The following is a 22,164-nucleotide window of genomic DNA, read 5'->3' as shown; positions in this document are numbered from 1 at the left end:
TCAAGCTATTAGCCTATAACCTCTATGAGCGATTCAAACAGGACTGCTGCGAACCCGTCCACCAGGGGTATACGATTGCGCGTTTTCGTTTAGAGTTCTTTCACGTTGCCGCAACGATTATTCAGCATAGCCGCCGAGTGATTCTGAAGTTGATGAAAGACTTTATAACAAACTTAGACAACCAGTCCTTTAAGCGAGATATAAACAATTTATTTAGATATAAAAGGTTAGAAATTGATCGCATAGAGACTGTCCTCTAGTCAGATGACTAGGGACAGTCTCTTCCCTTTTGTATAGGTTGGATCGGCGTTTAATGTCGCTGAGACAGCAGAAAGTGCCGACTCAGGGCGTACGGAGGCAGTTTCGACGTGTGAGACGGCAGATTATGTTGATTCAAGTACGGAAGCAGGGAAATGGTGCGTGAGCCGACAGATTCCGTTGATTTGGCATGTGAAGAGATGGGGCGGGTGCGTGAACCGATAATTATTGTTGACTCAGCATGCGGCAGTAGGGAAGCGGTATGTGAATCAACAAATACTGTTGACTCGCGTGTCGGAAGTAGGGAAACGGTATGCCAATCGACAAATACTGTTGACTCGCGTGTCGGAAGTAGAGGAGCTGTGTGCGAATCGACAAATACTGTTGACTCGCGTGCCAGAAGTAGAGGAGCTGTGTGTGAATCGACAAATACTGTTGACTCAGTGTGCGGTAGAGATGGAAGCGTCGCAGGGATCCGTGAAGTAACCGCGTTGCTCCCGCGAAGGAGCGGTTGTTGAATATAGACATACACAAAGGAGCTGTCCGATCGTTTCGCATAATCGGTACAGCTCCTCTTCCTATTACAGACCACGCATAAATTGCAGAATCTTGTCGTGCATCCCCGGCAGATGTTCGTGGGCGTAGTCTGGATAGATGACCGTTTGCTTAGGCGACGGGATCTTATTGTACGCGGCGAACTGCGTGGACGGCGGGCAGATCGTGTCCATCAGGCCGATCCCCATCAGCACCTCAGCTTGGATACGAGGAGCCAGGTGCTGAACATCGATGTAGCCGAGCTTCGTGAAGATCTCTTCCTCCCGCTCGTGGCAAGGATCGAAATGGCGAAAGTAGAGCTGCAGTTCATCATAAGCATCCTTCGCCAGATCCATCTCCCATACGCGGCGATAGTCGCTCAGGAAGGGATATACCGGCGCCGCCCGCTTGATCCGCGGCTCCAGCGCTGCACAAGCGATCGTAAGGCCGCCGCCCTGCGACCAGCCGATGACGCCAACTCGCTCGGCATCGACTTCCGGCATATTCATGGCGATGCCGGCGAGCTGCGCGCAATCCAAGAAAATATGGCGATACAAAAGGTTATCCGGCTCGTCGTCGAGGCCGCGGATGATATGTCCTTTGACCGTTACGCCCTTCACCCCGCCGACATCTTCGGAAAGACCTCCCTGCCCGCGCACATCCATCGCGAAGACGGAGTAACCCATCGCGGCATAGGCGAGTTTATCCGCCCAGTCTCCAGAGTTCATATAGTAGCCGTGGAACATGATAATCGCCGGATGCGGCTCCTGGACACCCTTCGGACGAATATACTTGGCATGGATTCGCGCGCCGCGAACACCGGTGAAATAAAGATGGAAGCACTCGGCGAAGGGCACTTGGAATTCGCTGGGCACCAGCTCGATCTGCGGATCCACTGTCTGCATCTCTGCCAGCGCTCGCTCCCAATAGGCATCGAAGTCATCGGGGCGCGGATTGATTCCTTGGTATTGCTTCAGTTCATCAAGCGGAAGATCGAGAGTTGGCATCTTGTTCATCTCCTTAGTCTGATCATTCTAGGTTGTGTGTTGTCCAAATTCACGGTGTTACGTTGTACGCTTGTACGACGTTTTGTACGTTTAATAGTCTAGCATATGGAAGTTTGCTTTTGGAAGAAGATGATGCAAGTCTTATATCCAAGAGAACATGAGTTCCAGATCGCCGGTGAAGCGAATTCCTTCCGATGCAGCGGGGAGGATGAAGTGTTCTCCCCTACGAAGGCCATAGCGCTGCCCTTCGACCTGCAGTTCTCCCGAACCGGCGATCACGCTGCAGATGCGGAAGGTCGAAGCAGGGTCAAGTTCGAGTTCGCCCTTTAGTTCCGCTCTTTGTACAGTGAAGAATTCATTCGATACGAAAGTGGTCAGTTTGGCGCCGCCGATCTGCTTGGTTTCACAGGTGGGCTGTGCTCCAACGTGAGGCACTGCCGTTACTTGGATCGCTTGATCGAGGTGGAGTTCGCGTTTGTTGCCGGAAGCATCCGTGCGGTCGTAGTCATAGACGCGATACGTGGTATCCGAGCTCTGCTGGGTTTCCAAGACGACGATGCCCTTGCCGAGGGCATGGATCGTTCCGCTGGGGACATAGAAGAAATCCCCCGGTTTCACCGGTACTCTGCATAGAAGCTCATCCCATGCACCGTCGTCGATCATCTTGCGCAGTTCGTCGCGGGTCTTGGCTGTATGGCCGTAGATGATCTCCGCGCCCGGTTCGGCGTCCAGCACATACCAGCATTCGGTCTTGCCTAGTTCGCCGTTCTCGTGTACCCGTGCATATTCATCATCGGGATGAACTTGCACGGACAGATCATCCGAGGCATCGAGAATCTTCGTCAAGAGCGGGAAAACCTCGCTTGTGCCGGCTGCATCGCCGAAGATCTCCTTATGCTCCGCCCACAGCTCGCCGAGCGGTTTGCCCTTCAGCGGACCGTTCTTCACGACGCTCTGGCCGTTCGGATGAGCGGATACCGCCCAGCATTCCCCGGTCTGATCCGTCGGGATGTTATAACCGAACAATTCCTTCAGCTTCGTTCCTCCCCAGATTCTCTCCTTGAAGACAGGTTCTAAGAAGATGGCTTCCTTCATGAACATCTCCTCCTTCCGATTCTGCGCACTAAGCTTACGTACACTGCTCGACATGTGAACATAGAGCTTGAAGGTACATGTGAGTGCTTGCGGGACGCAGGATTTGTTTAGTATCCTACTGCTTTCTGCCGCTTTTTCCTGAAGCCTCCTTGCCGTCTTGCCGCATGTCCGTCTGGTCACGGCCGCTTCTGCGCAACAGTAACGGAACACAGGTGCGTTATTTTGCTGTATTCATCAAATTTGCCGAAGTTAAGGGAACACCATTCCGTTATTTGGTTGAATGCCGCCCCTTCGCTGTCGTTTGCGAGCAAATAGCGTACCACCGTTCCGTTAACTGCTGGAATAGGGGCTTTTGAGCTCTAATAACGTACTCTGGTTCCGTTAGCGTGCAACAGGGCGGTTCGGGCGAGGGGGCTGCCAGCAATTGCATGGACGTAAACACCCTATCTCGGCATAAATCCCGCATACGGCTAAGTCCTGACAAGATTTAGCTTAGCATAGATAAGAAAAGGAAGGAAGTTGAAGAATCACAGTGAATACAACAAGAACTCTGCTATGGCTCGGACGCAAATCATGATGTGCTTCGATTGACGGTTTCTGACCTAAATTTATGATAAATGTTATGAGACGGGTTCTGAATCTGATGGTTTCATCCTATAGAACAATTGCTGGTTAGTAGGGCAGGGCCAGACGAGTGGTTGGAACCAAGCAAGCTGATATTGACACCGTTAACATCATGCTTTATAATTACTAACATAAATGCTTTAATATTAATATTTAAATTAACGATAAGAAATCATCGGCGAGAAGGAGAGTTAAGATGGTTGAATTCAAGAAGGCTAAGATGGTAGTCGACAAGGAATATCGGATCTCAGAGATCGATAAGCGCATCTATGGATCGTTTATTGAGCATCTGGGCAGGGCCGTCTATGGCGGTATCTATGAGCCCGGCCATCCGACTGCGGATGAGCAGGGGTTCCGGCAGGACGTGCTCGAACTGGTCAGGGAGCTTAATGTACCGATCGTCCGCTATCCCGGCGGCAACATGGTATCCGCTTACAATTGGGAAGACGGTGTAGGTCCGAGAGAGCAGCGGCCGCGTCGTCTGGAGCTGGCTTGGCGTGTAATCGAGACCAATGAAATCGGTACCAACGAGTTCGCCGATTGGGCGAAAAAGGCGAACAGCGAAGTGATGATGGCCGTCAACCTGGGTACGCGGGGAATCGATGCTGCGCGGAACTTCATCGAGTACTGCAACCATCCGAGCGGTTCCTACTACAGTGACCTGCGAATCTCGCACGGCTACAAGGAACCGCATAAATTCAAAGTCTGGTGCTTGGGCAATGAGATGGACGGCCCTTGGCAGATCGGGCATAAGACGCCGGATGAGTACGGGCGTTTGGCTGTGGAAACGGCGAAGGCGATGAGACAGGTCGACCCATCCATCGAACTGGTGGTCTGCGGCAGCTCGCACTCCAACATGCCGTTGTTCCCGCAGTGGGAAGCGACGGTTCTGGAGCATACGTATGATCATGTGGACTACATCTCGCTGCACCAATATTTTGGCAATCGTGAGCATGATTCCGCCAACTACCTGGCGAAGTCCCTGGAGATGGACCGCTTCATCCGCACGGTAATCGCCACTGCCGACTTCGTCAAGGCGAAGAAACGGAGCAAGAAGACGATCAATCTGTCCTTCGACGAGTGGAATGTTTGGTATCATTCCAACGAAGCGGACCGCAAGATTGAACCGTGGCAGATCGCCCCGCCGCAGCTGGAAGACCACTATAACTTCGAGGATGCACTGCTGGTCGGTACGCTGCTGATCACATTCTTGAAGCACGCTGACCGCGTCAAAATCGCATGCCTTGCACAGCTGGTCAACGTCATCGCGCCGATCATGACGGAGAAGAACGGCAAGGCTTGGCGGCAGACGATCTACTATCCATTCATGCATGCATCCCAATACGGCCGCGGGATCGCGCTCCATACGCTGTCCAGCTCGCCGCGCTATGATACGAAGGACTTCACCGATGTCCCTTATCTTGAGTCCACGGCAGTCTATAATGAAGAACAAGATGAAGTCACGATCTTCGCGGTGAACCGCCATCTGGAAGAAAGTCTGGAGCTGGAATGCGATATGCGCAGCTTCGAGGGTTATCAAGTGGTCGAGCATATCGTGCTGCATCACGAAGATCTCAAGGCGAGAAATTCTGCTGCGGAAGAAGCGGTGAAATCGACAACGAACGGCGACGCCGCGGTGGACGACGGCATCGTGCGCGCAACGCTGCTGCCGAAGTCCTGGAACGTGATCCGCTTAAGCGGACGCAAACAGTAAACAACCAATCTAATGCATCCTCCTAATATATCCTCCTACAACAAACGGGGCAGTCTCCAATTGGAGACTGCCCCGTTTGTTTGATTATTCATCTGCTTGATCCGCGGCGGAACCATTCGGTTGCTCGGTCTTGGTGTAATACAGTCGGAAATTGATATCTTGATTGTAGTTGCCGAAGCCTGTGCCGAAGAGCGTCATTCCGCCGACATTCTTCGCATCCTCAAGGACGGCGAAGCGGAAGGTCCATTGTTTCTGCCGGATGTCCACATCATCGAGCGTGATCTCGGAGATCTGATGGCCGTCGATGAAGGTGCCTTGTTCATTGATCTTCAATACTTTAAGCAGACCGTATTGGTTGATCTCGGTGAACCACCAGTCCGGGGTATATTTGCCGCGGGCATTCGATCCGCCAAAATCCCCCGGGCTGGTCCATTGACCGAGCTTGACGCCGTTTAGGAAGAAGGAGATATCCGACGGCCAGTTGTCATTGGCATAGGGAGCTTCTGAGGAGATCTCAAAGGAAATCTCGAGCTCCACGGGGTCTTCATTTTTCATCAGATAATTAGGCACCTTGTATTCGACGAACCCTTGTCCGAACCAGAGGATCTTCGCATTCACCCGTTCGGGATCGAGGAAGCAGCGCGGTTCATCGAAGATGCCGATGACCTTCTCCGTCGTCGCCAGTCCGCAGGTCGGCTCCACATGGAAATCGGTATAATGGCCGACCGATACCTCCATCTCGTGATAGAGACGGGGCGAGCTGGAGTCCCTGGTCGGGAAGACGATCTCGATGAAATCCGTGGCCAGGGTGCAGACTTTCCTCGCCCCGCCGCGGCCGGGAACCATCCGTGTCTCGATGATCTTCGCTCGCTCTAATTTCTTCACGTGCATCGTCATAATCGCGCTGCTCAGGCCCAGTGCTTCAGCCAGCTGCTTGATGTTCATCTCCTGCTTCGCCAGCAGATGAATCATCTTCAGCCGCACATCGCTTGCCAGCGCCTCATAGACGGGCAATGATTTCTCAGAAATATCGAGTTTCATCAACATCCTCCATGATCTAATCACGTTATTACTATCCTGCCAAATCTTTAACAGATATATTAATAATATAGGTTTATCCGGAGAATGACAATAGCTTGCAGCAAGTTATTATTAAGAATGTTAAGGAATGCATGGAAACGGCATGGTGCTGGCATGGTGTTGGATCTTGAGGGAGTTACTTTACCGGGGCTAAATTTTGATGAATTCACATATAACCATACTCCATTAAAAATAATAGTATGTTATATATTGCGGAATATCCTTTAATATGATACAACATATTTGATAATGAAGGGGAAATACCGGCAATAAGATGTGATATTGGGACGAAGGGGGCGATCTACTCATGCAATTAACGGCCAGACAACATGAAATCATGGAGATCGTGAAACAGCATGAACCGATTACTGGCGATCAGATCGCTGAGATGATCGGGGTCAGCAGACCGACGATCCGTTCCGACTTAGCTGTCCTAGTCATGCTGGGTATGCTGGACGCGAAGCCGAAGGTCGGCTATTTTCTCGGCACCCAGATGACAACCGCCGCAGAGACCCTCAAGCAGCTGCATGAGAAACGGGTCAAGGATGTCATGTCCAGGCCCGTCATCGTCAAGGAATCCACCACCATCCAAGATGCGGTGATCACGATGTTCCTTGAGGATGTCGGCAATCTGGTAGTGGCAGGGGAGAATGGGGAATTGGCGGGGGTTGTCTCGCGCAAGGATCTGCTGAAGTTCACCCTGGGCAATGCCGCTGCCCCGCAGATGCCGGTCAGCATGGTGATGACGCGGCAGCCCAAGGTCGTCACCGTCTCACCGGAGGATCCCGTGCTCGATGCCGCGGCGAAGATGATCCATCACCAAGTGGACAGCCTGCCCGTCATCGAGGAATCCGGAGCAATCGCCGGTTCGATCAGCACGGAGACGACAACCCGGCTGCTGTTGGAGCTGGCGGCCGCAGAAGTTTCAGCGCATGAGAGAGATAGGAGTGTGAATCGGTGAAGCAGCAATCACATAAGCAGCCCAATCAACCATCGCAGGAAAGGGCAATTTTCATCTGTTCGGATTCAACAGGGAATACGGCAGAAGGTGTCGTAAATGCAACGATGCGGCAATTCGAATCCGTGCCCACGATCATCCGCAGGCACAGCAATATCTCTCACGAGGATGAGATCCGCTTGATCGTGGAAGAGGCGGCCTCGATGACGGCATTCATCGCTTATACCTTGGTACAGCCCGATCTGCGCGAATGCATGAAGCAGGAGTGCATCCGGATGGGGGTGCGCTCCGTGGATATCATGGGTCCGATGATGCAGGCCTTCATCGATTCCTTCAACATGAGGCCGATCGCCAAACCGGGGCTGCTGCACAGGATGGACGAGGATTACTTTAGACGGATCGATTCCGTGGAGTTCGCGGTCAAGTATGATGACGGCAAGGATAAGTCCGGCTTGTTGAAGGCGGATGCCGTGCTGATCGGCGTATCGCGCACGTCGAAGACGCCGCTCAGCATCTACCTGGCGCATAAGGGGTTCAAAGTTGCGAACCTGCCTCTTGTTCCGGAGATGAAGGTGCCCCGGGAGCTGTATCAAGTGGAACCTGAACGAATCTACGGCTTGACGATGGATGCCCGATATATCCTGCGTATTCGCATGGAACGGCTGAAGTCGATGGGGCTCAGTGAGCATGCCCAATATGCCAGATATGAGCGCATCGTGGAAGAACTGGAATATGCGGACAAAATCATGAAAGAGCTTGGCTGCATGGTCATCGACGTCTCGGACAAAGCGATTGAGGAGACAGCGAACATCATCATCGATGCCCTGCAAAAAGTCTACAACCGCTGACGGTTGCTAGGCCCGCTTCGTGAAGTCCACTATCTGCCGAATAAGCCTCTGCTCGATGTTAGTGCAGGATAAGCCTTGATGAGTACTGGTTAATTGAACAACGCACAGGGAACTGCCTTTATCCTTTTTGGATGAGGGCAGTTTTTTTGTACAAAATTCATATTGACTCAGATCTTTTATGGTTATCTATTTATGTATAGAACCTGATCTCTTCTGTCTGTCTTCAGTTTCGTAACGTAACGGCGGATTAAACTTCGTTCCATTATTTTGCTAAGACATTGACCAACCTCCTATTGGGCAGCGAAAGGGCTGAAAAGTATGCTTTCTCGTTATATGGAACTTTGTCAACCTTTTGGAACCGCCTAGTGCGGACCCGCATGCTAGGTGGTGTGAGAGGACGGGGCTAGCCGCTCCCTCCTACTCGATTTATTAATACGCCTTTTAAACCTGCATGACGGGGGAACATGGTAATTGATTCGCTCGAGATGATATACTGTAAGGAACGTCCAAATTCTGAACATCCTAAATACAGCGTCTACGAGAAAAAGCATCGGAGAAAATGAAAGGTGAGAACATGAATTATTCGCAGAATCTACACACCATGAAACCTAACAACCTATTCACCACCATTTTCGCTTCCTTGCAGTGGTTCGTCTACATCTTCGTCAATACGATCGTCGTGCCGATCTCCGTCGGTTCTGCATTTGTATTGGATGCGCAGACGATCTCGGAATTGGTCCGCAATTCCCTGATGATCACGGGAATCGCCTGTGTCTTGCAAGGGCTGATCGGGCACCGTCTTCCTCTCATGGAGGGGCATTCCGGATTGATGTGGGGGCTGGTCCTCAATCTAAGTTACGCAGCAGCGGCGATGGGGATGAGCCTGCCTGAAGTCGGGGGAGGCATCGCAGCGGGGATGCTGATCTCCGGAGCGGCAGTGGCGATCTTGGCGGCTTTTGATGGGCTGAAGTTTATGCAGAAGATCTTCACGCCGATGGTGATGAGCGTCTTCCTGTTCCTGCTGACGTTTCAGCTGATCCTGATCTTCTTCATAGGGATGTTCAAGATTGCTCCAGACGGCACAGTGGTCTGGCCGGAGACGCTGCTTGCGCTTGCGGCGGCCGTCTTCGTCTGTCTCCTCAAAATCATGGGAGGCGAGCGGCTCGGGAACTTCTCGATCTTGATCGGTATCGTCGTCGGCTGGATCGTGCATACGCTCCTCTTCCCGCAAGAGCAGCTGCTCTCCTCGGGTGGTTCTTCCTTCGGGCTGACGCTGTTTCCTTTGGGAGCACCGAATCTGAACATCTCGATCATCATCGTTACTTGCCTGGCAAGCTTCATCAACCTCAGCAATACGATCACGGCGGTGATAACCGGTGCGCAGCTCTTGGGCGAAGAGGCGTCGCAGCGGCGGTTAAACCGTTCTTATATGCTGAACGGGGTTTTCTCGATGGCCGGCGGGGCATTGGGGTTGGTCAGCTTTGCGCCGTTCTCATCGTCGATTGGATTCCTGCAGAGTACGCGCATCTTTGAACGCAAGCCCTTCATCATCGGTGGTATCCTGATGATCGGTACGGGGGTGCTGCCTTTTATGAGCCGTTTGTTTGCGACGATCCCCGTCACGATCGGCAACGCGGTGCTGCTTGTCGCATACTTCCAACTGCTGGGTACATCGCTGAACAGCATCAAGGGGCGGGTGTTCGATTCGATCACGATCCACCGCATCGCAATCCCGGTGCTGGTCGGCCTGGGGATTCTGAGCCTGGATGCGGCGTATTTTGAAGGGATTCCTGTCTTGATCCGTCCGCTCGTATCGAACGGCTTTATCACCGGTATCCTGCTCTCGATCCTGCTTGAGCTGTTCATTCCTTGGGAGAAGCTGGAGGAGAAAGGCCGCGGGCAGAAGGATGGACAGCATGGTGAGCAGCAGAGGGAGAAATAAGGCTGGGACAATGGCGGCGAATGGGGAATAGCGGGCGAGGATGAAGCCGAAGAGTGATGTCGCCGGCGATTGTTGACACAGGGCTGAGTGTTGTGCGTTGAGACGTTAAAATGTGCCGACTCAGGCAGTACAGCAGCGAAAGCGAGTGCTGAGTCTCGGCAAAAACTGCCGTTTCAGGATGCGAATGAGCGGTTTGGCGCGTGAGTCGACAGATAATGTTGACTCAGGCTGCGAATGAGCCGGTTCGGCGCGTGAACCGACAAATCGTGTCGTCTCACACGCCTCAAGCCCATACCGCCTCACGCCCATGCCATCTTCACGATCCGCTTGAGCGATAATGGCGCACGCCGTAGTGCCATACCGCTAAGCAAGGCAGGATGAACACGAATCCAGCCAGCGGCGCCAGGGCATACGGCCATGCTGCTCCTTCGGTTCGATCCAGAATATAGAGGAGCGGCAAATAGTTGACGCATCCGAAGGGAATCACGAAGGTGAAGAAGCGGCGCACCCATCGCTCATAGATATGGAGCGGATATTGCGCCATCTCGCGCCCGCCGTCGGTGAGGATATTCGTGACTTCTAAACCTTGAATCGTCCAGAAGCACAGTGTTGCTGTCAGGATGAAGATGCCCGTGAAGATGAACACACCGCTTACCACCATCAGAATCAGTGTGAGCACCTTCATGATGGTCCAGTCGATTGACAGGTTCATGCAGGCCCACACCAGCACGATGATGCTTTGCAGCAGACGGCCGACGCGTGTAAATTCGAACCTCGATCCCAGCACCTGCAGCACCGTTCCCCGCGGACGCACGAGCAGCCGGTCGAAGCCGCCGCTGACCACCAGAGAGGCGAAGCTGTCGAAGCCGCGGACGAAGCATTCGCTTAAGGAGAAAGTCATATGAATCACCGCAAAGCACAGCGCTGCTTCGAAGAATTCCCATCCCTGCAGCTGTCCGAAACGCTCGAAGAGAAAATACAGCCCGGCGAATACCGAGAGCGGAACCAGGAGTTGTCCCAAGGACAACAGCCAGAAAGAAGTTCGGTATTGCATCTGGGCTTTAAATAAAATCGCCAGGCAGCGGAAAAATAAAGCAACCGAATTCAATGCACTACCCCCGTTTCCTCTTCTGAGAACCAAACTGCCTCGATCTCAACCACCCTGCACAACCACCCTTCGCAGAGCCTTCAGCATCAACGCTTTTCCAACGAATATGAGCACGGCCAGCCAGAGCATCTGCATCACGATTCCGACCAGGGCTTCCTCATGGCCGATATGGCCGGAGAAGACACGGAATGGGAAGTCTGCTGTCCAGCGGAAAGGGAAGAGATGCACGATCCTTTGCAGCCATTCGGGCATAAGCGGAACCGGGATGATCATGCCGGCCAAGAATTCACCTGCGATCTGAAAGATAAGCAGCGAACCGACGGGAGACATGGTGTAGAAAACAGAGATGTGGATGAGCATCGTGATCGCGGCGACGAGCAGCAGACCGAGAAGCAGTGTGACCACAAATAAAACAAACGTCGCGGCATCAAGCGGCATGGTGAGTCGATAAGAACCCGGCATCAAACCGGCGAGCAGAAGGATCGGTCCGCATCTGAGCAGCCCGGCTGACAAACGCTGCGCCAGTACCTTGGCATACCAGAAGGAATACAGTCCGCTTGGCCGGCATAGTTCATAAGCGACGTTGCCAGTGGTGATCAAATCGAACAGTTCTTGATCGCGGAACCAAAGCATGATGAAGGCGATAAACGCCTGCTGCAGCCATATGTAAGCAACGACCTGCTCCAGTGATATCGGCTGAGTTGTGCGATCGGTCATCGCAAAGAACGCCTGATAGACCATAATGAGGATGAAGCCCCAGAAAAATTGAGTGGCAATTCCAGCGAATGCAGCCGTGCGGTATTGGAGCCCATAGTTAAACCGCAGGCGAAAGACGGCGAAACAGGTTCTCATGACAGCTGATACTCCTTATAGAGATCGACGATGATCTCTTCGATCGGCTGACTTTCCACCGTGATGTCCAAGAGTTCCACTTGCGTGGAGACGAGGCTGATCACATCGGCGATCTTCACCCGATTCGTATCCACCCTCAGCACCGCTCTCTCCTGCGACCATTCCACAACCTCCGTATGAGGAAGAGCGAGGTGATCCAACTGGAACGGCGAAGCATGCGTAAGCCGTGAAGATGAAGCTTGCGAAGAAGGCGATGCAGAATGTGATGGATCAGCTGCCGGGCGGTAATCGAGCACGATCGTCTTATGCGAGCCGAAGCGGCTCCTGAGTTCGGCCAATTTCCCTTCCAGAAGCAATCTTCCCTTGCCGATCATGATGATCCGATCCGCTAGTGCTTCGATATCGCTCATGTCATGGGTGGTCAAGATCACGGTGACACCGCGCTCCCGGTTGATCATGCGGATGAAGTCGCGGACTGCAACCTTAGAAACTGCGTCTAATCCGATGGTCGGCTCATCCAGGAACAGGATGTCCGGGCTGTGCAGCAGGGAGGCAGCGATCTCGCAGCGCATGCGCTGGCCAAGGCTGAGCTGACGCACCGGCGTATGGATCAGATCGCCAAGCGCGAGTTTGTCGACGAGAAGCTCGAGATTATCCCGGTACATCTTCGCCGGCACCCGGTAGATATCCCGCAGCAAGTCGAAGGAATCGATGACCGGAACATCCCACCAGAGCTGGGTTCGCTGGCCGAAGACGACGCCGATATGGCGGACGTACGCTTTGCGGTCCTGCCACGGCGTGAATCCCAAGATGGAACAGCTGCCGCTGTCCGGGACGAGGATGCCGCTCATGATCTTGATCGTCGTCGACTTGCCGGCACCGTTCGGACCGATATAGCCGACGATCTCACCGGGGCTGATCCTAAAGGAGATATCGCTGAGCGCTTGAATACTCGTGTATTCCCTTCGGACCAACGATTTGAGAGCGCTTCCTATACTGGATGAACGACGCTGAGCGACTTTGTAGCTTTTGCTGATGCCGCGTAGTTCGATCATGCTTGCAATTCCCTCCTATTGGAAATTGGAAAAGGCATTATATTTTATCTCTTAACCCTCCGATTGTCAATATCAACTTTCAAAACAAACATATTCAAAAATAAAACCAACTATGATACACTTGAATATGAGGGAAATACTTTTGTTTCGGAGGGGAAACATGGTCGAAAATCGGGGGAATTTGGTTGAGAATCGTTGGGATCAGGCAAAAGCCAAACAATTGACAAGCGGATTAGATGAGTTGGTCTATCGTTCTAACCTGCTCGGTTCCGATCGTCGTGTGTGCAACTGGGGCGGAGGCAACACATCGATGAAGACGACGATCGCCGATTTCCGCGGTCGTGAAGTTGAGATCATGTGGGTGAAGGGCAGCGGTTCCGACCTTGCGACGATGCAAGCGAAGCACTTCACCGGCCTGCGTATGGATGATATCCGTCCGTTGTACGAGCGCGACGATATGAGCGATGAAGAGATGGTCGAATATTTGACCCGCTGCATGATCGACAGCAAGCATCCGCGCATGTCGATTGAGACCTTGCTGCATGCTTTCCTGCCGTTCAAGCACGTGGATCATACGCATCCGGATTCGATCATCGGTTTGTGCTGTGCGGATAACGGCCGCGAGATCGCCGATGAGATCTTCGGCGACCGCTATGTATGGGTGCCGTATATTCGTCCTGGTTTTAAGTTGTCGAAGATGATCGCGGAAGGTGTGCGCAATCATCCGAAGGCAGAGCTCGTCTTGATGGAGAAGCACGGTCTCGTTACTTGGGGAGATACGGCGGAGGAGTGCTACAACAAGACGATCGAGATAATCAACGAAGCAGCTGCTTATATTGAAGCGCGTGTCAACGAAGAGCAACTGTTCGGCGGTGCCCAATATCAATCGCTTCCTGCGGAAGAACGCCGTGACATTGCAGCTGAAGTCATGCCGCTGATCCGCGGTGCAGTAAGCGAAGAGAAACGGATGATCCTGAGCTTCGATGATGCTGAGGACGTACTCAAATTCGTCAACGGCAAGGATTCGAAGGAGCTGTCCCAGATCGGAGCAGCTTGTCCGGACCATCTCGTGCATACGAAGATGAAACCGCTGTTCATCGATTGGGATCCTGCGACGAAGGACGTCGAGGCGTTGAAAACTGCGATCCGTGAAGGCGTTGCCAATTATAAGGAGGAGTACAAGAGGTACTTCGAGCGCAACAAGAACGAAGGCGACAAGATGTTCGAGCCTGCGCCGCGCGTCATCTTGATCCCCGGCATCGGTATGATCAATACCGGCAAGAGCTTGGCGATGGCAAAGGTAAGCGGTGCACTCTATCATCGGGCGATCGCCGTCATGCGTTACTCGACGACCTTGGGGAATTTCGTGTCGCTAAGCGAGAACGAATCCTACAACGTGGAATATTGGCCGCTGGAAATCTATAAGCTGACGCTGCAGCCGCCGGAGGCGGAATTCTCCCGCAAGGTCGCCTTCATCACCGGTGGTGCGGGCGGCATCGGCAGCGAGACAGCACGGCTGTTGGCAGAACAAGGTGCACATGTGGTGCTGGCTGACCTGAATCTCGAAGGCGCTCAGCAGGTGGCCGATGAGATCAACGAACAATACGGCGAAGGCCGGGCGCTCGCTGTTCAGATGGATGTGACCAAAGAAGACATGGTGCAAGCGGCTTACCGTGAAACGGCGCTGCAATACGGCGGTGTCGATATCATCGTCAACAACGCCGGTCTGGCTACATCCAGCCCCTTCGAGGAGACCTCCTTGGATGAGTGGAATCTGAATATGAACGTGCTGGGTACGGGTTATTTCCTGGTCGCCCGCGAAGCATTCAAGCTGATGAAGGAACAGAAGATCGGCGGCAGCATGGTGTTCGTCGGCTCCAAGAACTCCATCTACGCCGGCAAGAATGCAACGGCCTACAGCGCGGCGAAGGCGCTGGAAGCCCATCTGGCCCGCTGCATCGCTGCGGAAGGCGGTCAGTACGGCATCCGCGTGAACACCGTCCTGCCCGATGCCATCCTGCAGGGTTCGAATATCTGGAACTCGGCATGGCGCAACGAGCGCGCGGCAGCATACGGCATCGAACCAGACCAGCTGGAAGAGTACTACCGCAAGCGGACGACGCTGCAAGTGAACGTCTATCCGCGGGACGTTGCAGAAGGCATCGCCTTCTTCGCCTCTTCCAAGGCGGAGAAGACGACTGGATGCATGCTGACGATCGACGGCGGGGTGCCGGCTGCCTTTACTCGCTGAGTTCGCTGACCTGGTGCAGATTGCTGCTGAGCAAGCTGTACCAGGTCATTGCCTATTTTCAATGTGAATCTATGAAAATGGAGGGATCGTTCACATGCAGGACCAGATCCAGAGGAATTATGAAGAAGCCAAGAAGCAATATGCCGAACACGGCATCGATACGGATAAGGTGCTGGAGGAACTGGCGAATATCAAGGTTTCCGTCCACTGCTGGCAGGGCGATGACGTCCGCGGTTTCTTGAATCGGGATCAGGAACTGACCGGCGGCATCTCGGTGACGGGCAACTATCCGGGCGCAGCGCGTACACCGGATGAACTTAGACAGGACATGGAGAAAGCGTTCTCGTTAATCCCCGGCAAGCACAAGGTGAACCTCCATGCGATCTATGCGGATACCGATGAGAAAGTCGAACTGGACGAACTGGAGCCGAAGCATTTCCAGAGCTGGGTGGATTGGGCGAAGGAACAGGGATTGGGGCTGGATTTTAACCCGACATGCTTCTCCCATGAGAAATCCGAAGACGGCTTCACGCTGAGCCACCCAGACCCGGCGATCCGCCAGTTCTGGATCGATCACTGCAAGGCTGCCCGCAGAATCGGTGCATTCTTCGGTGAGCAGCTTGGCCAGACTTGTATTACGAACGTGTGGATTCCGGACGGTTTCAAGGACCATCCCGTTGACCGGTTGGCGCCGAGACAGCGTCTCAAAGATGCTCTGGACGAAGTCTTCGCAGAGGAGCTGAATCCGGCTCACAACCTCGATGCCGTTGAGAGCAAGCTCTTCGGGATCGGTTCGGAAGCGTATGTCGTCGGCTCGCATGAGTTCTATATGGGGTATGGCATCGCGAATAACAAGCTGATCTGCTTGGATGCGGGGCATTTCCATCCGACGGAAGTCATCTCGAACAAGCTGTCTTCGCTGGCGCTGTTCAGCCCGGGCATCCTCCTCCATGTCAGCCGCCCGATGCGCTGGGACAGCGACCATGTCGTCATCATGGACGACGAGCTGCTGGAGATTGCCCGTGAACTAGTACGCGGCAATCTGCTTGAGAAGGCCTATATCGGGCTGGACTTCTTCGATGCGAGCATCAACCGCGTGGCAGCTTGGGTGATCGGTACGCGCAATACGATCAAAGCGCTGCTCCGCGCGATGCTGGAGCCGATCGATAAGCTGCGGCAAGCAGAGCTGGAGGGCGATTACACGACCCGTCTGGCGCTGACCGAAGAGTTCAAGACTTATCCGTTCGGTGCTGTGTGGGATTATTATTGTGTGAAGATGGGCGTACCGGTTCGCGAGACCTGGCTGGATGAAGTGAAGAAATATGAGCAGGACGTTCTGCTGAAGCGATGAAAGATAGCAGGTTCAGCATTGCCCTTGTTCCGATCCAGAGAAGAGAATGGGGTGCTTACATTGAGTGTACTCGCTTATGATCTGGGAGCGACGAGCGGCCGAGCCTTGATCGGCCGCTTGACCGACCGGAAATTAGTGATCGAAGAGATTCACCGTTTTCCGAACGATCCCGTACAAGTCGGCGCGCATCTGCACTGGGATATCCTGCGCTTGTTCCATGAGATGAAGCAGGGCTTGATCCAAGCCAAAAACGCGAATGCCGGCGATCTCCGCAGCCTGGCCATCGACTCCTGGGCCGTTGACGTGGGATTCCTCGATAAGAACGGGGAACTGCTAGGCAATCCGTACCATTACCGCGATCACCATACGGATGGGATCATGGAGGAGGTTTTCCGCTTCGTCCCGCGTGAGGAGATCTTCCGCCGCACGGGGATCCAGTTCCTTCAAATCAACACGATCTTCCAGCTGTATGCGCTGAAGAAAGCAGATGCTTCAGTGCTGGCGCAAGCGGAGTCGATGTTGATGATCCCCGATCTGCTGCGCTATTTCCTGACGGGCGAGCGGCTTGGGGAATTCTCCAATGCCACGACGACCCAGCTGTACAACCCGCTGACCCAGTCCTGGGATGAGATCTTGATCGAGAAGCTGGGGCTTCAGGCGTCGATCTTCCCCCAGGTGACGATGCCGGGTACGCGGGCGGGCGAGATTCTTCCGTCGATCCAAGAGGAGCTCGGCGTGCCGGCGATCCCGGTCTTCACTGTTGCAGAGCACGATACGGGATCTGCGGTAGCGGCGGTGCCGGCGCTTACGAAGGATTTTGCCTACCTCAGCTGCGGCACCTGGTCGCTGATGGGTACGGAAGTGACGGAACCGGTGCTCACCGATGAGGCTTTGGAGCTGAACTTTACCAACGAGGGCGGCGTAGGCGGCACCTACCGGCTGCTCAAGAATATCATGGGCCTGTGGCTCCTGGAGGAATGCCGCCGCACTTGGCTGAAAGCCGGCCAGTCCCTCAGCTATGAAGAGATGATCGCCGCCGCACAGGAGGCAAGGCCGTTTCGCAGCCTCATCGATCCCGATGTGGATGCGTTCCTCAATCCCGTGGATATGCCGCAAGCGATCCGCGATTTCTGCCGGGAGACGGGACAGCAGGAGCCGCAGAGCGTCGGCGAGACGATTCGCTGCATCCTTGAGAGCCTCGCGCTGAAGTACCGCTATGTGCTGGAGATGACCGAGCGTCTCTCGGGCAAGACGTTCGAAGGCTTGCACATGGTGGGCGGCGGCATCAAGAATGCGATGCTCTGCCAGTTCACGGCCAATGCCCTGGGCAAACCCGTATGGGCAGGTCCGACAGAGGGCAGCGGCATCGGCAACATTTTGGTACAATACATGGCGTTGGGCGATATCCAGGATATCTGGGAAGCCCGTTCTATCGTCCGGGATTCCTTCTCGATTCAGACTTATGAGCCGCAAGATGCGGCCCAGTGGCAGGAAGCGTATGAGCGCTTCACAAGCATACTTAGATAGATGAAAGGTGAGAACAGATGCTGGCAGCGGAAAGATGTGAGAAGATCGTCCAGCTCGTCGATGAACGAGGCAGTGTACGCGTATCCGAACTAAGCGAGATCTTCAAAGTGACGGAAGAGACGATTCGCCGCGATCTCGATAAATTGGAACAGGCCGGCCGCTTGCTGCGAAGCCACGGCGGTGCGGTCAGCATCAAGGACCATACCAGCGAGACGCCGTTCATGGAACGGGAAGTGACGAATGTCGAGGAGAAGAAGCAGATCGCCAAGGAGGCGGTGCGCCATGTCAGACCGCGGGACCGCATCATCCTCGATGCCAGTACGACGGCTTGGTATATGGCACAGATGCTGCCGGATATCCCGCTGACGGTGCTGACGAATTCGATCAAGGTCGCCTTCGAGCTGGCGAACAAGGAGAAGATCGAGGTCGTCTCGACAGGGGGAATCCTCTCCCCGCGTTCGTTATCTTTCGTGGGTCCCCTGGCAGAAAGCAGCTTGGAACAATATCACGTGAACAAAGCCTTTATCTCCTGCAAGGGCGTTCACTTGGACCGCGGTGCGACGGAGTCCAATGAGCTGCAAGCCAGGCTGAAGAAACGCATGATCGAGATCGCCGACGAAGTCTATCTGCTGGTGGACTACAGCAAGTTCAACGTCAATGAATTTTCGCAGGCGGCGCCGTGCGAGGCTTTTCACACATTGATTACCGACGCGAAGGCTGAGCAGCGTTTCCTCGCAGCATGGCGGGAGCGCTATGCTGCGAATGTGATCGTTGCTGGGACCTAAGGAAGCACAGTCAGCCGCGCCTGTGCTGCTTGTGTCGGGTTGATTAGATCGTGCAGTTGATGGATGAAGGTTCAATTCGTTCGCTGATCTGGTAGAGAAGCAGCCCTGATGTAGTTCTGCGAAAGCGGGTGACGATATGAAAGTTTCGCTCTTCATCACTTGTCTCAGCGATGTGATGTATCCGCGCGTCGGCGAAGCGATGGTGCGGATGCTTGCGCGCTGCGGCGTGCAGCTGGATTTTCCGGAGGTGCAGACCTGCTGCGGGCAACCGGCGTTTAACAGCGGATATTGGGACGAAGCGCGGGCTTCGGCGAAGACCTTGCTGGAAGCCTTCGAGGACAGCGACTTCGTCATCTCCCCATCCGGCTCTTGCACGGGGATGATCCACCATTACTATCCGAAGTTGTTTGCAGAAGATCCGAAGATGCTGGATAAGGCCCTGAGGCTCAGGGACAAAACCTATGAATTCTCGCAGTTCCTGGTGAACGTGCTCGGGATCGTCGATGTGGGTGCAACTTTTCCTTATAAAGTCACATACCACCCATCCTGCCACGGCACTCGCGTACTCGGCATTCAGGATGAGCCGCTGACCCTCTTGCAGCATGTCAAAGGTCTTGAACTCGTGCCGCTTCCCGATGCGGAATATTGCTGCGGCTTCGGCGGCACCTTCGCCGTGAAGATGTCGGAGATCTCAGGAGCGATGGTGACGGAGAAGGCGGAGAAGATCACGAGGACCGATGCCGACGTGCTCGTCGGCCTCGACATGGGCTGTCTGATGAATATCGGCGGGAAGCTTCATAACGCAGGCAGCAAGGTCCGTGTGATGCATCTCGCAGAACTGCTCTATGAAGGGGTGAGCGCATGATGGTACACACGGCTTATGGGGCAGACCGTACTGTCAAACAGCGCTCGAAGCAGGCGCTGCAGGATGAATTCCTGCAGAGGGCGGTCAAGTTTACGACGCAGCGGCTGAAGAACGGCAAGCAGAAGGCGGCGGAAGAACACGGCAACTGGGAACAGTGGCGGGAGCGCGGACGGCAGATCCGCCTGCATACGATCGCTCATCTGGACTATTATCTAAACCTATTCGCAGATAATGCCCGCAAACACGGTGCAGATGTGTACTTTGCGAAGGATGCGGCTGACGCGGCGAGCATCACCCGCGAGATTGTGCGCGAGAAGCAGGCCAAGACCGTCGTCAAGTCCAAATCCATGGTGACGGAAGAGCTGCACATCAATCAGGTGCTGGCTGAGATGGATGTGGCAGCGATCGAGACGGACTTGGGCGAATATATCATCCAGCTGGCACAGGAACCTCCTTCGCACATCATCATTCCGGCGATACACAAGAATAAGCAGCAGATCGCTGATCTGCTCTCCGAGGAAGCGGGAGAGAAACTGGAGGCGGACACCCAAGTGCTTGCAGGCTTCGTACGCAGGAAGCTGCGCGAACAGTTCCTCAGCGCGGAGATCGGCATCACCGGCTGTAACTTCGCCATCGCCGAGAGCGGCTCCATCGTCATCTTCGAGAACGAAGGCAATGCGCGCATGGTGAGTACCTTGCCGAAGACGCAGATCACCTATATGGGGATGGAGCGGATCATCCCGTCCTTCGAAGATCTGGAAGTGATGGCCACTCTCCTGCCGCGGTCGGCGACGGGCCAGAAGCTGACAGCATATATGTCGGCGATCACCGGACCGAAGCGGCGGGGCGACGGGGACGGTCCGGAGGAGCTGCATATCATCATCATCGACAACGGCCGCTCCCGTCAGCTTGGCGATCCGGACTTCCAAGAGCTGCTGAACTGCATCCGCTGCGGCGCATGCCTGAACGTCTGCCCGGTGTACCGTCATATCGGCGGGCACTCCTACGGCAGCGTCTACAGCGGACCGATCGGTGCGGTGCTGACACCAGCCCTGCAGGAAGATCCCGCGCAGTGGCAGGATATCGCCGACGCTTCCAGTCTATGCGGCGCTTGCTGGGAAGCCTGTCCAGTGAAGATCCCGCTGCATGATATGCTTGTCTATCTGCGCAGCCGCAAGGTGGAAAGCGGCGTCACGCCGCCGGCGGAGAAGGCAGCCTTCCGAGGCTTCTCCTATGTGATGTCCGACCCCAGACGCCTCAGCCGCCTGCTGAAGGCGGGCCGCATCGGTCAGAAACTGGTCGCCCGCGGCGGATATATCCGCATCAAGGGACCGCTCAAGGGATGGACGAACTACCGGGATCTGCCGGAGCTTCCGCCGCAGTCCTTCCGCGACCGCTGGCCGGAACTGGCGCAGGAGTTAGAGCGGGAACAGCCGGCAGCGACGATGATCCAGGAGATCGAGGCGCGGCTGAAGAAGGTGCTGGAAGAACGGGCGAAGGGGGCACGAGGGAATGACCGCTGGCAAAGGTGTAAACGCTAAGGAGTCGGCAAGGGCGAGATTCTCTTCCTATGAGCGGCAAGAGGAATTCCTGCAGCACATCGCCGATCGCTTGGGGCGGCCCCGCCAGACGGAAGCGCCGCAGCACCCTTACCGCGGCGTACCGGATTACTGGCGGGAGTATACCCTGGACCGCGAGGCGCGCATCGAGCTGTTCATAAAGAACTGGACGGACCTCGGCGGTCACGCACTGCGGCTGGCGGACATGAAGGATGTACGGCAATTCCTGCAGGAATTCGTGCAGGAGACGGGAGCGCAGAGGGTGCTTGTTCAGGATCAGCCGGAACTTAAGGAGCTTGATCTTGCGCAGGCCTTTGGCGGCGCGGGCGGAGCGGAGGTTGCCGTGTGGGACAGCGCTGCATCGGATCTGCTGGGATCCGCGGCACAGGCGGATATCGGCATCGTTCTCGTCGATCATGCCGCTGCCTATACGGGAACGGTGGTTGTGCAATCATCCCCGCAGAAGGGGCGGTCGACGAGTTTGCTGCCGAAGGTCTTCATCGCTGTCATCCCTGCAGCAGTGATCGAGCCGAATCTAGGTCCGATCCTGCGCGGCCTCGATGCGCTGCCTAAGGAGGAGCTGCCCGCCGGCGTCCACTTCATCACGGGTCCGAGCCGTTCATCGGACATCGAGAACGATCTGACCATCGGCGTGCATGGACCGGGCATCGTCTACGCCGTGGTCGTGGGTTAGGGCTGTCCTTCGCAAGGATGGCGTATGCTGCTGTTATGGCTTAAAGGATGATCGGAT

17 protein-coding genes and 1 pseudogene are annotated in these 22,164 nt (G+C 54.8%); 12 read left to right on the top strand and 6 right to left on the bottom strand.

Features of this window, described 5'->3' with window-relative positions:
* Positions 1-260 (top strand): annotated as a pseudogene (locus PRECH8_RS14480) (hypothetical protein); the annotation flags it as partial.
* Positions 261-839: 579 nt separating this feature from the next.
* On the opposite strand, the gene PRECH8_RS08270 reads toward PRECH8_RS14480, so the two are convergent.
* Positions 840-1,799, bottom strand: coding sequence for an alpha/beta fold hydrolase (locus tag PRECH8_RS08270; protein ID WP_200966630.1), 960 nt, complete (start codon positions 1,797-1,799; stop codon positions 840-842).
* 141 nt (positions 1,800-1,940) lie between these two features.
* On the bottom strand, positions 1,941-2,894 hold the full coding sequence (gene manA, locus PRECH8_RS08265; RefSeq protein WP_200966629.1) for a mannose-6-phosphate isomerase, class I: 954 nt from the start codon (positions 2,892-2,894) through the stop codon (positions 1,941-1,943).
* Between the two features lie 820 nt (positions 2,895-3,714).
* Here manA and arfA point away from each other — a divergent pair.
* Positions 3,715-5,232, top strand: a complete 1,518-nt coding sequence (gene arfA / locus PRECH8_RS08260) for an arabinosylfuranosidase ArfA (RefSeq protein ID WP_200966628.1) — start codon at positions 3,715-3,717, stop codon at positions 5,230-5,232.
* 84 nt (positions 5,233-5,316) lie between these two features.
* Here arfA and PRECH8_RS08255 read toward each other — a convergent pair whose 3' ends face one another.
* Positions 5,317-6,273, bottom strand: coding sequence for an ArsR/SmtB family transcription factor (locus PRECH8_RS08255; RefSeq protein WP_200966627.1), 957 nt, complete (start codon positions 6,271-6,273; stop codon positions 5,317-5,319).
* 346 nt (positions 6,274-6,619) lie between these two features.
* Between PRECH8_RS08255 and PRECH8_RS08250 the strand changes: the two genes are divergently transcribed.
* The 3 genes from PRECH8_RS08250 to PRECH8_RS08240 all read left to right on the top strand — a co-directional run bounded on the left by PRECH8_RS08250 (position 6,620) and on the right by PRECH8_RS08240 (position 10,060).
* Positions 6,620-7,273, top strand: a complete 654-nt coding sequence (locus PRECH8_RS08250; protein WP_200966626.1) for a helix-turn-helix transcriptional regulator — start codon at positions 6,620-6,622, stop codon at positions 7,271-7,273.
* Positions 7,270-8,118 (top strand): pyruvate, water dikinase regulatory protein, encoded by an 849-nt coding sequence (locus PRECH8_RS08245; protein ID WP_200966625.1) that lies wholly within the window; start codon positions 7,270-7,272, stop codon positions 8,116-8,118. The genes PRECH8_RS08250 and PRECH8_RS08245 overlap by 4 nt, the downstream gene beginning before the upstream one ends.
* 601 nt (positions 8,119-8,719) lie before the next feature.
* Positions 8,720-10,060 carry a uracil/xanthine transporter gene (locus tag PRECH8_RS08240; protein WP_200966624.1) on the top strand — a complete coding sequence of 447 codons (1,341 nt, stop codon included), beginning with the start codon at positions 8,720-8,722 and terminating at the stop codon, positions 10,058-10,060.
* A 316-nt stretch (positions 10,061-10,376) separates the two neighbouring features.
* On the opposite strand, the gene PRECH8_RS08235 is transcribed toward PRECH8_RS08240, so the two are convergent.
* From PRECH8_RS08235 to PRECH8_RS08225, 3 genes are all read right to left on the bottom strand, one after another.
* Positions 10,377-11,114: an ABC transporter permease gene (locus tag PRECH8_RS08235; RefSeq protein ID WP_200966623.1), complete on the bottom strand. Its 738-nt coding sequence runs from the start codon at positions 11,112-11,114 to the stop codon at positions 10,377-10,379.
* Positions 11,115-11,213: 99 nt separating this feature from the next.
* Positions 11,214-12,020: an ABC transporter permease gene (locus PRECH8_RS08230; RefSeq protein WP_200966622.1), complete on the bottom strand. Its 807-nt coding sequence runs from the start codon at positions 12,018-12,020 to the stop codon at positions 11,214-11,216.
* Entirely contained in the window at positions 12,017-13,075 is a 1,059-nt protein-coding gene (locus tag PRECH8_RS08225) for an ABC transporter ATP-binding protein (protein WP_200966621.1), read from the bottom strand. Before PRECH8_RS08225 ends, PRECH8_RS08230 begins: the two co-directional genes overlap by 4 nt.
* Before the next feature lie 160 nt (positions 13,076-13,235).
* Between PRECH8_RS08225 and PRECH8_RS08220 the strand changes: the two genes are divergently transcribed.
* The 7 genes from PRECH8_RS08220 (at position 13,236) to PRECH8_RS08190 (ending at position 22,107) form a co-directional block, all read left to right on the top strand.
* A complete protein-coding gene (locus PRECH8_RS08220; RefSeq protein WP_371871192.1) occupies positions 13,236-15,326 on the top strand; it encodes a bifunctional aldolase/short-chain dehydrogenase in 2,091 nt (696 codons plus the stop codon).
* A 94-nt stretch (positions 15,327-15,420) separates the two neighbouring features.
* Complete coding sequence (rhaA, locus tag PRECH8_RS08215; protein ID WP_200966620.1) at positions 15,421-16,677, top strand: L-rhamnose isomerase; 1,257 nt, start codon at positions 15,421-15,423, stop codon at positions 16,675-16,677.
* Positions 16,678-16,737: 60 nt separating this feature from the next.
* Positions 16,738-18,204 (top strand): rhamnulokinase, encoded by a 1,467-nt coding sequence (locus PRECH8_RS08210; RefSeq protein WP_200966633.1) that lies wholly within the window; start codon positions 16,738-16,740, stop codon positions 18,202-18,204.
* A gap of 17 nt (positions 18,205-18,221) precedes the next feature.
* On the top strand, positions 18,222-18,989 hold the full coding sequence (locus PRECH8_RS08205) for a DeoR/GlpR family DNA-binding transcription regulator (RefSeq protein ID WP_200966619.1): 768 nt from the start codon (positions 18,222-18,224) through the stop codon (positions 18,987-18,989).
* Positions 18,990-19,125: 136 nt separating this feature from the next.
* Complete coding sequence (locus tag PRECH8_RS08200) at positions 19,126-19,854, top strand: (Fe-S)-binding protein (RefSeq protein WP_200966618.1); 729 nt, start codon at positions 19,126-19,128, stop codon at positions 19,852-19,854.
* Positions 19,854-21,395: a LutB/LldF family L-lactate oxidation iron-sulfur protein gene (locus tag PRECH8_RS08195; protein ID WP_200966632.1), complete on the top strand. Its 1,542-nt coding sequence runs from the start codon at positions 19,854-19,856 to the stop codon at positions 21,393-21,395. Before PRECH8_RS08200 ends, PRECH8_RS08195 begins: the two co-directional genes overlap by 1 nt.
* Positions 21,367-22,107, top strand: coding sequence for a LutC/YkgG family protein (locus PRECH8_RS08190; protein WP_200966617.1), 741 nt, complete (start codon positions 21,367-21,369; stop codon positions 22,105-22,107). The genes PRECH8_RS08195 and PRECH8_RS08190 overlap by 29 nt, the downstream gene beginning before the upstream one ends.
* Positions 22,108-22,164 lie beyond the last annotated feature (57 nt).

Origin of the sequence: Insulibacter thermoxylanivorax, from assembly GCF_015472005.1 — a bacterium.
In the GTDB taxonomy this organism is placed as follows: domain Bacteria; phylum Bacillota; class Bacilli; order Paenibacillales; family DA-C8; genus Insulibacter; species Insulibacter thermoxylanivorax.
Note: the sequence above shows the minus strand (reverse complement) of the source record. Positions and strands in the feature narration are given on the sequence as shown.

Coding starts and splice junctions, on each gene's coding strand:
- PRECH8_RS08270 (WP_200966630.1), bottom strand. CDS start 1,799: ATGCCAACTCTCGATCTTCCGCTTGATGAACTGAAGCAATACCAAGGA.
- manA (WP_200966629.1), bottom strand. CDS start 2,894: ATGAAGGAAGCCATCTTCTTAGAACCTGTCTTCAAGGAGAGAATCTGG.
- arfA (WP_200966628.1), top strand. CDS start 3,715: ATGGTTGAATTCAAGAAGGCTAAGATGGTAGTCGACAAGGAATATCGG.
- PRECH8_RS08255 (WP_200966627.1), bottom strand. CDS start 6,273: ATGAAACTCGATATTTCTGAGAAATCATTGCCCGTCTATGAGGCGCTG.
- PRECH8_RS08250 (WP_200966626.1), top strand. CDS start 6,620: ATGCAATTAACGGCCAGACAACATGAAATCATGGAGATCGTGAAACAG.
- PRECH8_RS08240 (WP_200966624.1), top strand. CDS start 8,720: ATGAAACCTAACAACCTATTCACCACCATTTTCGCTTCCTTGCAGTGG.
- PRECH8_RS08235 (WP_200966623.1), bottom strand. CDS start 11,114: ATGCAATACCGAACTTCTTTCTGGCTGTTGTCCTTGGGACAACTCCTG.
- PRECH8_RS08230 (WP_200966622.1), bottom strand. CDS start 12,020: ATGAGAACCTGTTTCGCCGTCTTTCGCCTGCGGTTTAACTATGGGCTC.
- PRECH8_RS08225 (WP_200966621.1), bottom strand. CDS start 13,075: ATGATCGAACTACGCGGCATCAGCAAAAGCTACAAAGTCGCTCAGCGT.
- PRECH8_RS08220 (WP_371871192.1), top strand. CDS start 13,236: ATGGTCGAAAATCGGGGGAATTTGGTTGAGAATCGTTGGGATCAGGCA.
- rhaA (WP_200966620.1), top strand. CDS start 15,421: ATGCAGGACCAGATCCAGAGGAATTATGAAGAAGCCAAGAAGCAATAT.
- PRECH8_RS08205 (WP_200966619.1), top strand. CDS start 18,222: ATGCTGGCAGCGGAAAGATGTGAGAAGATCGTCCAGCTCGTCGATGAA.
- PRECH8_RS08200 (WP_200966618.1), top strand. CDS start 19,126: ATGAAAGTTTCGCTCTTCATCACTTGTCTCAGCGATGTGATGTATCCG.
- PRECH8_RS08195 (WP_200966632.1), top strand. CDS start 19,854: ATGGTACACACGGCTTATGGGGCAGACCGTACTGTCAAACAGCGCTCG.
- PRECH8_RS08190 (WP_200966617.1), top strand. CDS start 21,367: ATGACCGCTGGCAAAGGTGTAAACGCTAAGGAGTCGGCAAGGGCGAGA.